At 65.7% G+C, this 14351-nt stretch carries 11 protein-coding genes and 1 tRNA gene; 8 read left to right on the top strand and 4 right to left on the bottom strand.

What is annotated here, in order from left to right; all coding sequences use genetic code 11:
* From ACOYJQ_RS15205 to ACOYJQ_RS15195, 3 genes are all read left to right on the top strand, one after another.
* Positions 1–2567: YDG domain-containing protein (locus ACOYJQ_RS15205; protein ID WP_433459580.1), on the top strand; the 2567-nt coding region annotated here is incomplete at its 5' end.
* A gap of 120 nt (positions 2568–2687) precedes the next feature.
* On the top strand, positions 2688–3935 hold the full coding sequence (locus tag ACOYJQ_RS15200; protein ID WP_433459579.1) for an MFS transporter: 1248 nt from the start codon (positions 2688–2690) through the stop codon (positions 3933–3935).
* A 351-nt stretch (positions 3936–4286) separates the two neighbouring features.
* Positions 4287–4967, top strand: a complete 681-nt coding sequence (locus ACOYJQ_RS15195; RefSeq protein WP_433459578.1) for a TerC family protein — start codon at positions 4287–4289, stop codon at positions 4965–4967.
* Between the two features lie 529 nt (positions 4968–5496).
* Here the strand turns inward: ACOYJQ_RS15195 and ACOYJQ_RS15190 are convergent.
* The 4 genes from ACOYJQ_RS15190 to dusB form a co-directional block, all read right to left on the bottom strand.
* Positions 5497–5573, bottom strand: a tRNA-Asp gene (locus ACOYJQ_RS15190).
* 363 nt (positions 5574–5936) lie between these two features.
* Positions 5937–7391: a nitrogen regulation protein NR(I) gene (gene ntrC / locus ACOYJQ_RS15185; protein ID WP_433459577.1), complete on the bottom strand. Its 1455-nt coding sequence runs from the start codon at positions 7389–7391 to the stop codon at positions 5937–5939.
* Between the two features lie 62 nt (positions 7392–7453).
* Entirely contained in the window at positions 7454–8581 is a 1128-nt protein-coding gene (locus tag ACOYJQ_RS15180; RefSeq protein WP_433459575.1) for a two-component system sensor histidine kinase NtrB, read from the bottom strand.
* On the bottom strand, positions 8556–9614 hold the full coding sequence (gene dusB / locus ACOYJQ_RS15175) for a tRNA dihydrouridine synthase DusB (protein ID WP_433459574.1): 1059 nt from the start codon (positions 9612–9614) through the stop codon (positions 8556–8558). Before dusB ends, ACOYJQ_RS15180 begins: the two co-directional genes overlap by 26 nt.
* A gap of 165 nt (positions 9615–9779) precedes the next feature.
* Here dusB and ACOYJQ_RS15170 point away from each other — a divergent pair, with 165 nt between their 5' ends.
* The 5 genes from ACOYJQ_RS15170 (at position 9780) to pdhA (ending at position 14310) form a co-directional block, all read left to right on the top strand.
* On the top strand, positions 9780–10970 hold the full coding sequence (locus ACOYJQ_RS15170) for a bifunctional 2-C-methyl-D-erythritol 4-phosphate cytidylyltransferase/2-C-methyl-D-erythritol 2,4-cyclodiphosphate synthase (RefSeq protein WP_433459572.1): 1191 nt from the start codon (positions 9780–9782) through the stop codon (positions 10968–10970).
* A gap of 40 nt (positions 10971–11010) precedes the next feature.
* On the top strand, positions 11011–11565 hold the full coding sequence (locus ACOYJQ_RS15165; RefSeq protein WP_433459571.1) for a CinA family protein: 555 nt from the start codon (positions 11011–11013) through the stop codon (positions 11563–11565).
* A 102-nt stretch (positions 11566–11667) separates the two neighbouring features.
* Complete coding sequence (locus ACOYJQ_RS15160) at positions 11668–11994, top strand: FtsB family cell division protein (RefSeq protein ID WP_433459568.1); 327 nt, start codon at positions 11668–11670, stop codon at positions 11992–11994.
* 69 nt (positions 11995–12063) lie between these two features.
* The gene (locus ACOYJQ_RS15155) at positions 12064–12777 is read left to right on the top strand and encodes an aspartate/glutamate racemase family protein (RefSeq protein WP_433459565.1); all 714 of its coding nucleotides are present in this window, start codon (positions 12064–12066) and stop codon (positions 12775–12777) included.
* 432 nt (positions 12778–13209) lie between these two features.
* Positions 13210–14310, top strand: coding sequence for a pyruvate dehydrogenase (acetyl-transferring) E1 component subunit alpha (pdhA, locus tag ACOYJQ_RS15150; RefSeq protein ID WP_433459564.1), 1101 nt, complete (start codon positions 13210–13212; stop codon positions 14308–14310).
* Positions 14311–14351 lie beyond the last annotated feature (41 nt).

Genomic DNA, 14351 nt, shown 5'->3' with positions numbered 1-14351 from the left:
CCGGCGCCGTCTCAAAGGTCTATGACGGAAACGCCGACGCCACACTCGGCGCAGGCAACTTCTCCCTCGACGACACCATCGCCGGAGACAACATAGGCATCGACGCTTCAGCCGCCACGGCCGCCTACGACAACAAGAACGTCGGCGACGGCAAGACCGTCACGGTCGCCGGAATCGCCCTCTCCGGCGGCGATGCGCTCAACTACACATTGAGCGGCGATCCCCTCGCGGCGGATATCGGATCAATCTCCCGGAAAGAGATCTCCGCATCCCTCACCGGCAGCACCACCAAGGTCTATGACGGAGGCACAGACGTCACAGACTTCGCCGCCATCGGGGTCAGCCTCGACGGGATCGTCGCGACAGACACGGTATCCGTCGACGTGACCGCAGCCACTGGCGCATATGACGACAAGAACGCAGGAAACAACAAGACCGTCACGCTGGCCGGCATCGGACTCACGGGAGACGATGCCGGTAACTACATCCTCAACGAAGGCGCTGCGGGAACCATCGGATCCATCGACCCGAAGACGATCACGGCATCCCTCGCCGGCGCCGTCTCAAAGGTCTATGACGGAAACGCCGACGCCACACTCGGCGCAGGCAACTTCTCCCTCGACGACACCATCGCCGGAGACAACATAGGCATCGACGCTTCAGCCGCCACGGCCGCCTATGACGACAAGAACGTCGGCGACGGCAAGACCGTCACGGTCGCCGGAATCGCCCTCTCCGGCGGCGATGCGTTCAACTACACACTGAGCGTCGATCCCCTCGCGGCGGGCATCGGATCCATCTCCCCCAAGGAACTCTCCCTCACCGGCGGCACCGTTGCAGGGCGGGAGTACGACGGCACGCAGGATGCCACCGTCATCACCCACGCCACGCTGCACGGCTTCCTCCCCGGCGACGAAACCGACGTGACAGTGCAATTCACGCAGGTGCGGTTTCATGACAAAAACGCCGGCACCGATAAACAGGTCGACTGGACCTACGATCTGATCGGCACCGCATCCGACAACTACGTCTTCAACGGCAATCATACGACCCATGACGGCATCGTCACGCGAAAGCCCCTTTCCGTCGCCACGCAAGGCAGCGTTGCAACATCGAAAATCTATGACGGCGCCACGACCGCCGAAGTCTCCGCGCATGGCTCGCTGGGCAGCGGCGTCATCGCCGGCGATGTTGTTTCCCTCGTACTCGGAAACGTTTCATACAACAGCAAGAACGTCGTCGACGCCCGAACCATAACCGGCAACTACGCCCTCAACGGCGGCGATGCCGGCAATTATACGCTCAACGACACCGTTTTCAGCGTTGCAGGAAACATCACACCCAGAAATATCGCCGTCGCTACACACGGCACCGTCGAGACAACGAAGGTCTATGACGGAAACGACGGCGCAGCCGTCCGCACCCATGGCGCCCTCGACGGAGTCATCGCGGGAGACGCCGTGACGCTCGCCCTCGGCAATGCGCGCTACAACAGCAAGAACGTCGTCGACGCCCGAACCATAACCGGCAACTACGCTCTCAACGGCGGCGACGCCGGCAATTATACGCTCAACGACACCGTTTTCAGCGTTGCAGGAAACATCACACCCAGAAATATCGTGGTCGCTACACACGGCACCGTCGAGACAGCGAAGGTCTATGACGGAAACGACGGCGCAGCCGTCCGCACCCATGGCGCCCTCGACGGAGTCATCGCGGGAGATGCCGTGACGCTCGCCCTCGGCAATACGCGCTACAACAGCAAGAACGTCGTCGACGCCCGAACCATAACCGGCAACTACGCCCTCAGCGGCGGCGATACTGCCAACTACATCCTTGCCGACACCGGTTTCAGCGTTGCCGGGCGCATCAATCCGGCGACCTTGACGATCCGGGCGGATACCCAAGGGAAAACGGCGGGCGAGACCGATCCCGTCTTCACCTATAGCGCCTATGGCTGGCAAGGCGCCGATGCGGCCGGAAACCTGCTGAAGGGCGAGCTCGCACGTACCGCCGGAGAACACGCCGGCATATACGCCATTACCCTGAATACGCTTGCGGCGGGCGGGAACTACGCCATCGCTTACATCCCCGCAGCCTTCACCATACATCCGGCTAACTCCGGCGATTCCGATCCGGTCACCCCCGTTCCCGTCGATCCTTCGCCCGTCGATCCCATTCCCGTCGATCCCTTGCCGATCGATCCCTTGCCGGTCGATCCCCGACCTATCGATCCCCTGCCCAACTATCCCATCCCCGTCGATCCCTCGCCTATTGATCCCTCGCCCGACGATCCGATCACGTTCGATCCCCCGTTCTTCAATCCCTTGCCAGAGACGGGCGGCGTGAGCGAGACACGGAACAACGGTTTCATCCTGCTGGAGGCGGATACCCTGGATCGCCCGTCCCTGCGCGATCACCAGCCGGCCACCATCTACGGCATCGTCACGCTGACACGCACGCCGCAATGGACCATCTCCGAGGAGCTGGAGCACCTTCTGAACGGTGGCGCGGGCAGCGCCGCAAGGCCGGCTCTGCAAACCAGCATTGCAGAGGACGCCGATTGACAAGCATCTCGGGACCATGCCCTTCTTTGGCGAGTTAGTTGCATTTTATACCTTCGCCTCCTCTCATCCCTTTTCCGGGATGCGGGTCCTTCAGCCGCGTTTCCTGCCCGTGGTCCCAAGATGCTTGTCTCCGAAGACGGCGCCGCAGCGCGCGCCGACCGCTACATCGCGTTTCGTCATGCCGCTTTCGCGAAATACTGGCTGGCGCGGCTGTTCGGCTCGTTCGCGATACAGATCGTCAGCGTCTCCGTCGGCTGGCAGATCTATGATCTGACCCGTGATCCGTTCGATCTGGGCATGGTCGGCCTCGTGCAGTTCCTGCCCGCGCTCGCGCTGGTGCTCGTCACCGGCGTGGTGGCGGATCGTTTCGGGCGGCGGGTTATCATGGGGCTTTCGCTGGGGCTGGAGGGGCTTTGCGCTCTCACCTTGCTCATCCTGACGCTCACGGGGCTGTTTCAGCCGGCGGCGGTGTTCTTCACGCTGCTGTGGTTCGGTGTCGCACGGGCATTCCTGGCGCCCTCCTCCGCCTCGCTGGTGGTCAATCTGGTGCCGGCGGAGCATTTCGCCAACGCGGTGTCGTGGAACTCCTCCGCATGGCAGCTCGCCACGATCGTCGGCCCGGTGGCAGGCGGGCTGCTTTACGGCCTGTCGCCGATTATCGCCTATACGGTCGCGACCGTCATGCTGCTGGCCGGCGCGGCGCTCACCTTTTCGATCTCGGCGACAGGGCAGCACATCGTCGGCGAGAAAGCCTCTCTCGACACCATACTGGCCGGCTTCCGCTATATCTGGAAGGAAAAGGTGGTGTTGGGCGCGATCTCGCTCGATCTGTTCGCCGTGCTGCTCGGCGGCGCGGTGGCGCTGCTGCCGGTCTATGCGCGCGATATCCTGGAACTCGGGCCCTGGGGGCTCGGCCTGCTGAGGGCCGCGCCCGGCATCGGCGCCATTCTCACGGCGCTGTGGCTGACCGGCCGGCCCATTCGCGATCATGCCGGCCTCATCATGTTCGGCTGCGTCGCGCTTTTCGGCCTGTTCACCACCGCATTCGGCGTATCGACGCTCGCATGGATTTCCATTCCGATGCTCGCGCTGCTCGGGGCGGCGGATATGGTCAGCGTCTATATCCGCGAGACGCTGCTGCAATTGTGGACCCCCGATCACGTGCGCGGGCGCGTCAACGCGGTCAATTCCGTGTTCGTCGGCGCGTCGAACGAGCTGGGCGAATTCCGCGCCGGCGTCATGGCTGCGATGATCGGCGCGGTGCCCGCCGTTGTGTTCGGCGGCATCGGCTCCATCGTCGTCGCCGGCCTGTGGGCCTACTGGTTCCCGCAATTGCGCAAGGCCCGCCATCTGGAAGGGCGCGTCTGACGTCAATGGCCGATGAGCTTGCCTCATCGGCCATTGACGCATCCTGCGCGGCGGCAAGCATCCGTGACGGTTTCGCGACGCCGATTTCCCCGGCCCATACCTTGAAAATCCGTGCTCCCGGAGTTATAGGAAAACTTCCAGCCCGGGCCCCTCTGGCAGTTCACGGAACTGCGATGTCGGACTGGATATCTGAAACCGGGTGGCCTGGAGCGCAGGAACTTTTTCGACATCGCCGAGGCGTGGCTTGCCGTGGCCCTTTCACACGGCGATACCCTGCGGGTTGCCGCGGGGAGCCAACCTGCGTGCCATGCCGGTCCCGTCGCGCCGGACGCCCTTCATAGCGGGTGCCATATGGCTGAAACGTTAAACTATCTCATGACCCCCGATGCGTTCTACACGCTGCTTCAGGTCATCATGATCGACCTGGTGCTGGCGGGCGACAACGCCATCGTGATCGGCCTCGCCGCCGCCGGCCTGCCGAAAGAGCAGCGCGGCAAGGCGATCCTCATCGGTATCATCGCCGCCACGGTGCTACGCATCCTCTTCGCGGCATTGACGACGCAGCTTTTGCAGATCGTCGGCCTGCTGTTCGCCGGCGGCGTGCTGCTGCTGTGGGTGTGCTGGAAGATGTGGCGCGAGCTGCGCGTGCAGCACCGTGAGGAGGAAAATGCGGTCGAGGCCCTCAACGAGGAAGACATCAACAAGGACGGCACGGTCTCCGGCGTTGCCCCGCGCAAGACCTTCGCGCAGGCGGCGTGGCAGATCGTTCTCGCCGACCTGTCGATGTCGCTCGACAACGTGCTGGCCGTCGCCGGCGCAGCGCGCGAGCATCCCGAAATCCTCATCTTCGGTCTCGTGCTCTCCGTGGCGCTGATGGGCGTTGCAGCCACCTTCATCGCCAAGCTGCTGCACCGCTACCGCTGGATCGCCTATGTCGGCCTCGCCATCATCCTGTATGTGGCGCTGGAAATGATCTACCGCGGCCTGCTTGAGCTGGCGCCGGTCGTGAACGGCGTCGTCAACGGCGGCTAGAGCATTTCAGCGTTTCGTTGAAACGCAGAAATGCTCTATCTTATTGACTTGACGCGTTTTCTTCCAGCAAAGCGGTATCCGCTTTGCTGGAAAATGCTCTAAACTCTATATTTTACCGCAACTTGCATTCAATTCGATGGATCGATTTGAACGCAGACTGCTCTAGGGCGCGTTCCGTTCAAACGGAATCGTTTGAACGGAACGCGTTCAGAGTCAAAAACCTGGAGGCTTTCCGCGTTTCGCTGACATGCTTTACAAATGACGGCAGCGCGGCTCCTAGAGCAGGATGCGATCAGATTGAATCGCCATCCTGCTCTAAATTCCATATTTTGCCACAACAGCGAAAGCACCGGCCTCGAACCGGCAGCGGATTTCGGTCCTCCGGCTGACGCCATGATCGCCCGGCGGAATACGATGATCGAAGGGAAGAGAGACTGAGCCGAAACGCGCAACCAGCCTGACAAACATCGCAATCGAAGGCTGGTGATTTCGGGAAGAACGAGCTTGACGCCCAGGTCGAAGCCTTGAATGGCGGGAGTGACGGGGCTCGAACCCGCGACCTCCGGCGTGACAGGCCGGCGCTCTAACCAACTGAGCTACACCCCCGAAGCGGGCTGCTTGACTGCGCCGCCGCGGTGACTGTGAATTAAAGCCACTCCGGCAAAGTGTCAAGCGTTCTTCATAAACAAACCCGCCGACCCGTCGCGCCTGTGCATAAGTCCCCTCTTTTCGGGATATCCGCCGCCCCCGCAGGTGCCACGGACAGTCGGTCGACTTTTGCCGCATCGGGCGGGAAAACCCGCGTGGGCCATGGAAAATTCCATATATTTATAAAGAGATAGAGCGCCACTTCCTGAATGCGGCGCTCTACGGACTTCGGGCTTTCCGCTGAAACGCCGGAAAGCCCCAAGATTTTGATTTCATATGTTTTCTGCCTCCAAAGCGGCATCTGCCCCGCTTGAAGGCGTCCTATCGCGCGCTCTGGCGGATGATCGGCAGGTCGAGATCGCGAATCTTCTTGCGCAGCGTGTTGCGGTTGAGGCCGAGCAGTTCCGCGGCGCGGATCTGGTTGCCGTTGGTGGCGTTGAGCACCGCGCCGAGCAGCGGCGCCTCGACCTCGCGCAACACGCGATGGTACAGGCCCGGCGGCGGCAGCGCGCCGCCGAGCGCCTCGAAATAATGCTTGAGATACCGCTCCACCGCGCCGGAAAGATCGAGCGGATCGCGCTCCTGCCCGACGACGCCCGAGGGAAGCGACAGGGGCGCGGGCGCCGCGTCCAGTTCCGCATCGATGATCGGCGCGGTGATGGTTTCCTGCGTGTAGAGCGCCGTAAGGCGGCGGACGAGGTTTTCCAGCTCGCGCACGTTGCCGGGCCAGCGGTAGCGCTTGAGCCTGTCCATGGCGGCGGCGTCGATCTGCTTGGGGGCGAGCCCCTCGCGGGTGGCGCGGGCGAGGAAGTGGCGCACGAGGTCCGGCACGTCCTCGGCGCGCTCGCGCAGCGGCGGCAGGCGCAGCGGCACGACATTGAGACGGAAGAAGAGATCCTCGCGAAAGTGCCCCTGCTCGATGGACTGCCGCAAGTCCTTGTGGGTGGCGGCGATGATGCGGACGTTGGTGCGAATCGCCGTCTTGCCGCCCACGGTGGCGTATTCCCCTTGCTGGAGCACGCGCAGAAGGCGCGTCTGCGCCTCCATCGGCATGTCGCCGATCTCGTCGAGGAACAGCGTGCCGCCTTCCGCCTGCTCGAAGCGCCCCGGCGAGCGGGCGTGCGCGCCGGTGAAAGCGCCCTTCTCGTGGCCGAACAGTTCCGATTCGATCAGGTCGCGCGGGATCGCCGCCATGTTGACCGCCACGAAAGGCCCGCCCCGGCGTTTGCCGTAATCGTGCAGCGCGCGCGCCACCAGTTCCTTGCCGGTGCCCGACTCACCCAGAATCATCACCGTGAGATCGGTGGACATCAGCCGCGCCATGGCCCGGTAGATGTCCTGCATGGCCGGCGAGCGGCCGATGAGCGGAATTTCCTCCACCTCGTCGCCGGGCGGAATGCCGATGCCGCGCGGACGCGCCAGCGCCCGGCCGACGATGGTGACGAGTTCCTTCAGATCGAACGGCTTGGGCAGATATTCGTAGGCGCCGCGCTCGGAGGCGCGAATCGCCGTCATGAACGTGTTCTGCGCGCTCATGACGATGACCGGCAGCTCCGGCCGCAGCTTGCGGATGCGGGGCAGCAGGTCGAAGGCATTTTCATCCGGCATGACGACGTCGGTGACGACGAGATCGCCCTCGCCGCGCGACACCCAGTTCCACAATGTTTCCGCATGGCCGGTCGCGCGGATGTCATAGCCGGCGCGCGTCAGCGCCTGGCTCAACACAGTGCGGATGGATGCATCGTCATCCGCTACGAGAATCGTTCCGCGACCCATATGGCTCCCCGTTTCACTACGCCGCACTCCCGCGCCCGCCCTCGCGTCCTGCGGCGCGCGGATCACGGCGCCGCCGTGGCCTCGCGCCCGTCGCGCAGGGTCAGGACGGGCAGCAACACACGGAAGGTGGTGCGCCGCGCGACGCTGTCGCATTCCACGATGCCGCCGTGCTCGCCCACAATCTTGGCAACCAATGCAAGGCCGAGGCCAGTTCCGCCGGTCTTCGTCGTCACGAACGGATCGAACAGGTTCGGCAGCATGTCCGCCGGCACGCCGGGGCCGTTGTCGCGCACGCCGATCTCGAGCGGCAGCCGCACCCGCTCCCGCCCCGCCACCTGCATCTGCACGCCGGGGCGAAACGCCGTCGTGAGCACAATCTCGCCGTCTTCCGCGCCCTCCCCGATCGCTTCCGCGGCGTTCTTGACCAGGTTGAGGAACACCTGGATCAACTGGTCCCGGTTGCCGTCGACCGGCGGCAGCGAGGGATCGTATTGCTGCACGAACCTGATGTGGCGAGCGAAACCCGATTGCGCGAGGCGCAGCACATGGTCGAGCACGTCATGGATGTTGACCGGCGCGCGCACCAGCGGGCGGCCCTCGCCCAGCGTCTCCATGCGCTCGACCAGCTTCACGATGCGATCCGTCTCGTCGCAGATGAGACGCGTGAGCACCCGATCGTCAGCCGGCACGACGGTTTCCAGCAATTGCGCCGCGCCGCGAATGCCCGAAAGCGGGTTCTTGATTTCGTGCGCCAGCATCGCGCCCAGCGCGGTCAGCGAGCGCGCTGCCGTCCGATGCGTCAATTGCCTGCCCATTTTTTCGGCATTTGTCCGTTCTTGCAGCAGCAGGATCACGGCATTGTCCGCATCGTCATCGCCGCTTCCCTTCGGTGCGGCGTAGATATCGACAATGCGCTCTTCCTGTGTGCGGGTGAGCGCGAGGGCCACCTGATAGCCCGTCACGCCGGCGCCACGCTCGCGCACTTCCTGCACCATCGCCAGCACGGGCGATCCGAAGGGCACGAGATCGGCCAGCCGCTGGCGGCGCAGCACCGGCAGGCTGAAGCCGAAAAAGGTTTCCGCGGCGGCGTTGGCATAGGCCAGCCGGTCGTCCGCCCCCACCACCAGCACGGGCAGCGGCAGAATGGCGAGAATGCCCGCCTCCTCATGCAGCGAGGGATGCGTCGACATCGGCATAAAGCTTTCGCAACAGAAGAATGACTTCGGCCGGCGTCTCGCTGACCACGAGCCGCGCACGTATTTCCCGCGCGCGCATTTCCCACGCGCCCGGCCGGGGCGCGGTCCCGGCGAGCGCATCGTCGGCATAGCCGGCGAGGTGCTTGCGCGCATGGCGCAAGCCGACCTTGACGCCGTATGTGGCGAGCAGCGTCTCGTAATGCTCCACCGCCGCGGCAAGCCGCGCCGCGGGCGGCGGCGGCGCGGCGGCGGCGCCATCGAGCGCGCGGGCGATCTGCCCCACGAGCCACGGCCGCCCCAGCGCCGCGCGGCCCACCATCACCGCATCCGCCCCCGAGGCGGCGAGCGCGGCGCGGGCGTCGTCCGGCGTGGCGATATCGCCGTTCACGACGAGCGGCACGCCGGGCGCGGCCTCACGCACCGCGCGCACCGCGCGCCAGTCGGCGCTTCCCTTGTAGAACTGCTGGCGCGTGCGCCCGTGCACCGTGATCATCTGCACGCCCGTCGCCACAGCGCGGCGTGCGAGTTCCGGCGCGTTCAGCGAGGTTTCGTCCCAGCCGAGCCGCATCTTGAGCGTGACCGGCACCGACACCGCCGCGACCGTCGCCTCCACCAGCCGCAGCGCATGGTCGGGGTCGCGCATCAGCGCCGAGCCCGACCAGCCGCCGGTGACGCGCTTTGCCGGGCAGCCCATGTTGATGTCGATGACATGCGCGCCCGCCGCTTCCGCCACGCGCGCGCCCTCGGCCATCCAGCGCGGATCGCAGCCCGCGAGCTGCACGACATGGGGCGTCACCCCCTCGCCCTCCGCGCGGGTGCGCGCTTCCGCGTCGCCCAGGGCGAGATCGTCGCTCGCCACCATCTCCGACACCACGAGCGAGGCGCCGAAACGGCGCGCGATGCGGCGCAGGCCGATATCGGTGATCCCCGACATCGGCGCCAGAAAGGCGCGGCCGGCGACCGCCACCGCCCCCAGCCGCAACAGCGCGGCGCAGGGCGGCGGGCCGCCCGGCGGAGCATCGGTCATGTCATGGTTTCCGTTCATCATCGTTCCGCAGAAAAACAACCATTCGGCGTTTCGCGCAAGAAATTTCACGGCGCAGCCCGCGCCATTGCCAGCGGAGCGCGGCTGTCCTATCAACCTCGGCAGGAACGCCCCCGCAAGAACGCCCCGCAAGACAGGTCGCCCGCCATGTCCGATACGCCCGATATCGCCGTCATCATCGTCGCAGCAGGCAAAGGCGAGCGCGCCGGCGCGGGCGCGCCCAAGCAATACCGGCTGCTGGACGGCATACCGGTCCTCGCCCGCACGCTGCGCCCCTTCATCACCCATTCCGCCATCGGCCGCATCGTCGTGGTGATCGGCGAGAACGACACATTATATTATGAGAAGTGCCTCGCCCATCTGCCCGACACGCGCCGCCTGCTCGCCCCCGTGGCGGGCGGGCGCACGCGGCAGGCGTCCGTTCACGCCGGCCTTGCCGCGCTGGCCGGCGCGCCGCCCGCCTGCGTGCTTGTCCACGACGGCGCGCGGCCCTTCGTCACACCGGCGCTGATCACGGCCGCAACCGGGGCCGCCCGCGCCCATGTCGCCGCCGTTCCCGGCCTCGCCGTCACCGACACGATCAAGGCCGTGGACGAGACGGGGCGCGTCGTCAACACGCCCGACCGCGCCACGCTGCGCGCCGTGCAGACGCCGCAGGCGTTCGCCTTCGCGCCGCTTCTCGCCGCGCACGAGCAGGCGCGGCATGAAAGCCTCGACACATTCACCGACGACGCCGCGCTCATGGAATGGGCCGGGCATGCCGTCCATGTCTTTCCGGGAGAGGGCACCAACGTGAAACTGACCACCGCCGCCGATTTCGATGCCGCCGCGCGGCGGCCGGGCGCGGAGGCGCTCGTTTCCCGCACCGGCACGGGCTTCGACGTTCACGCCTTCGCTGACGGCGATCACGTCTGGCTCGGCGGCGTGAAGATCGCACACACACGCGGCGTCACCGCCCATTCCGATGGCGACGTGGTGTTGCACGCGCTTACCGACGCCGTGCTCGGCGCGCTGGCCGACGGCGATATCGGCAGCCATTTTCCCCCGAGCGATCCGCAATGGAAGGGCGCGTCCTCCGACCGCTTCCTCGCCCACGCGGTCGCCCTGCTCCATGCCCGCGGCGGCGTGCTGGACCATCTCGACGCCACGGTGATCTGCGAGGCGCCGAAGGTCGGCCCGCATCGCGAGGCGATCCGCGCCCGCATCGCCGCCATCGCCGGCCTGCCGCTCGGCGGCGTGTCCGTCAAGGCGACGACATCCGAACGCCTCGGCTTCACCGGACGCGGCGAGGGCATCGCCGCCCAGGCGGCCGCCACCATCCGGCTGCCTTCGTTTTAAAGGCCGCCGGGCGGAAAACGCGAAAACAGGAGGCATCGACATGGCGGACACATCTGTTTCAACCGAAAATGAGTTGATAGGCGCGCCCTTCTCCCCGGCGCTGTATGGGCGCGCGCAAGCCCTGCTGGCTTTGGCGCGGGAACGGGGCCTGCGCGTCGCGACCGCCGAATCCTGCACCGGCGGCCTTGTCGGCGGGCTGCTGACGGCCGTGCCGGGCTCGTCGGACGTCGTGGAGGGCGGCTTCATCACCTATTCCAACAAGGCCAAGCACACGGTCCTCGGCGTGCCGGAGGCGCTGCTCGCCCGTTTCGGGGCGGTCAGCGAGCCCGTGGCGCGGGCGATGGCGGAAGGCGTGCTGGCGAAACTGCCCACGGCGGATGTGGCCGTCGCCGTCACCGGCGTCGCCGGGCCAGGCGGCGGATCGCCGGAAAAACCGGTCGGGCTGGTGCATTTCGCGGCCGCGCGACGCGACGGGCAGGTCCTGCACGCCGTTCACCGCTTCACCGATGACGGCCGCGCCGCGATCCGTCTGCGGTCGGTCGCCGCCGCGCTCGCGCTGCTGGAACAGATCGCGGGCGCACCCGTCGCGGCTTGAGCCGGGCTTGCCCCGACTATCTTGATCCCGACGATTCCGGCCGCGATCGACCGGCGGGTCGCGCTTAAACGAGCATTAACCATCGGCGTGTATCGTCGGCGCATGGTCAAACGCAAGCGCCTGCGCGCCATCCTCATTCCGGTCTTTCTCTACGCGGCTTCGGCGGTGGTGGTGGGCTATTTTCTGTCCCACGCGCAGAACGGCGCCCGCGGCCTTGAGGCGAAGCGCGAGTACAAGCGCCAGATCTTCGAGAAAACCGTCGAGCTGGAAACGCTCAAGGCCGAACATGCCGAATGGGACCGGCGCATCGCGCTGATGCGCGCCGACAGGATCGACGCCGACATTCTCGAAGAAGAGGCGCGCAAGACGCTCGGCCTCGTCCATTCCAAGGACGTCATCGTCTTTCTGGGCTCGCCGGGCGCGCACTGAACAGACTGGCGTGCCGGCGGCGAAGATGCTACCCGTCAGGCGTGTTGCAACCGGCGCGCGGGTATCGGGATGAGAACGATCGGGCTGATCGGCGGCATGAGCTGGGAGTCGACGGCTCTCTATTACAAGCTCATCAACGAAGGCGTCAGGGACCGTCTCGGGTCGCTGCGCTCCGGCAGCATCATCCTCTGGTCTTTCGATTTCGAGCCGATCAAACTGCTCCAGCAGACCGGAGAATGGGAGGAGGCGGGCGAGCGCCTGGCGGATGCCGCCGTTCGCCTTGAAGCGGCGGGGGCGGATGTCGTCGTGCTGTGCACCAACACGATGCACAAGGTTGCCGCCGCCATCGAAGCGCGCCTGCACATCCCGTTCCTGCATCTTGCCGACGCAACCGCCGCGCGCATCGTCCACGCCGGGCTTCGACGCGTCGGCCTGCTCGGCACGCGCTTCACGATGGAGCAGGACTTCTATATCTCGCGCCTGCGCGCCCATGGGCTCGATGTGCTGACGCCGTTGCCCGACGAGAGAGACGACGTTCACCGCATCATTTACGACGAGCTGTGCGCCGGCATCGTCAGCGCAAGCTCGCGCGAGATTTACAGGCGCATCGTCGCGGGGCTCGCGGAGCGCGGCGCGGAGGCCGTGATCCTCGGCTGCACGGAAATCACCCTGCTGATCGGACCGCAGGACGTGAGCATCCCCACCTTCGACACAACGGCGATCCACGCCGAGGCCGCGGTGGCGTTCGCCGTCGCCGGGGAAACATTTCGTCCGGAACAATAGCCGGCAATCCGTCGCCGCCAGGCAGGGAACGCGCCGGCGCCTCCGCGACCGGCGCTGTTTCGGCTTGATAATCGCTCCCGTTCGCCTACCATCGGCTCAACGATAGAAGAACAGGGGGAACAAGCGCTTTCCGGTCCGAACGGATAACCAGACCGCCCCTATCGGCGGGAGCGTCAGCCAAGGTGCGCGCACGTCGCCTTTCCGCATGCCGACATGCCCGGATCCTCACCCGGCGCATAGGAAGCGCCGTTTACGCATCGCGTTTTAATCTAATTCGGGTTAATCAAAAATAACATCGCTTTATCAGATAGTTGGTTTCAAAAAAACCTAATTCGGCGGCACTTTTGAGTCTCGCCAAACGACGGACGGTGCGTTAAAGATCGTGCTGAAACGTCCCTTATCGTCAATCGAACGCTGTCTGGGAGGATATGCATGGCGGCTACAGCAGGGAAAGCGTCTCGCGAGGAGTCATCGGGACCGGAAGCAGCCGGCGTGCGCACGCCGGGGCGGCGCGGACGCGGCAAGTCGGCGGCGGCCAAGACGGGCGCTTCCAAATCGGCCTCCGCGCCGCTGTTGCTCAACCACAACGCCGATCTCGACGCCTACCGCGAGATGCTGCTCATCCGCCGCTTCGAGGAGAAGGCCGGCCAGATGTACGGCATGGGCCTGATCGGCGGCTTCTGCCACCTCTACATCGGGCAGGAAGCCGTCGTCGTCGGCATGCAGATGGCGCAGAAGGAAGGCGATCAGGTCATCACCGCCTATCGCGACCACGGCCACATGCTGGCCTGCGGCATGGACCCGAAGGGCGTGATGGCGGAGCTGACGGGCCGTCAGGGCGGCTATTCGCGCGGCAAGGGCGGCTCCATGCACATGTTCTCGCGCGAGAAGAATTTTTACGGCGGCCACGGCATCGTCGGCGCGCAGGTGTCGCTGGGCACGGGCCTTGCCTTCGCCAACCGCTACCGGGACGACGGCGCCGTCTCCGTCACCTATTTCGGCGACGGCGCGGCCAACCAGGGCCAGGTCTACGAGAGCTTCAACATGGCCGAGCTGTGGAAGCTGCCGGTCGTCTACGTGATCGAGAACAACCGCTACGCCATGGGCACGGCGCTGAACCGCGCTTCCGCCCAGACCGACCTGTCGAAGCGCGGCGTCTCCTTCAACATCCCCGGCGAGCAGGTCGACGGCATGGACTACCGCGCCGTCTACGAGGCCGGCAGCCGGGCGATCGAGTGGGCGCGCGCCGGCAAGGGGCCGTATCTGCTGGAGATGCAGACCTACCGCTATCGCGGCCATTCGATGTCGGACCCCGCGAAGTACCGCTCCAAGGACGAAGTGCAGCGGATGCGCGAGGAGCATGATCCCATCGAGCAGGTGAAGCGCCGCCTGATCGAGGAGTGGAAGATCGACGAGAGCGAACTCAAGGCCATCGACGGCAAGGTGCGCGAGACCGTGAACGCGGCGGCGGATTTCGCCACCCATGATCCCGAGCCCGATCCGTCGGAATTGTGGACCGACGTTCTCAAGTGAGCGGCAGGCCGGCCGGCGGCGACCGCTTCGCCGGCAAATGA

Source organism: Pseudochelatococcus sp. (genome assembly GCF_050946405.1).
Lineage (GTDB): Bacteria > Pseudomonadota > Alphaproteobacteria > Rhizobiales > Beijerinckiaceae > Pseudochelatococcus.
The sequence above is the reverse complement of the archived record's forward strand: the minus strand, read 5'-3'. Positions and strand labels throughout refer to the sequence as shown.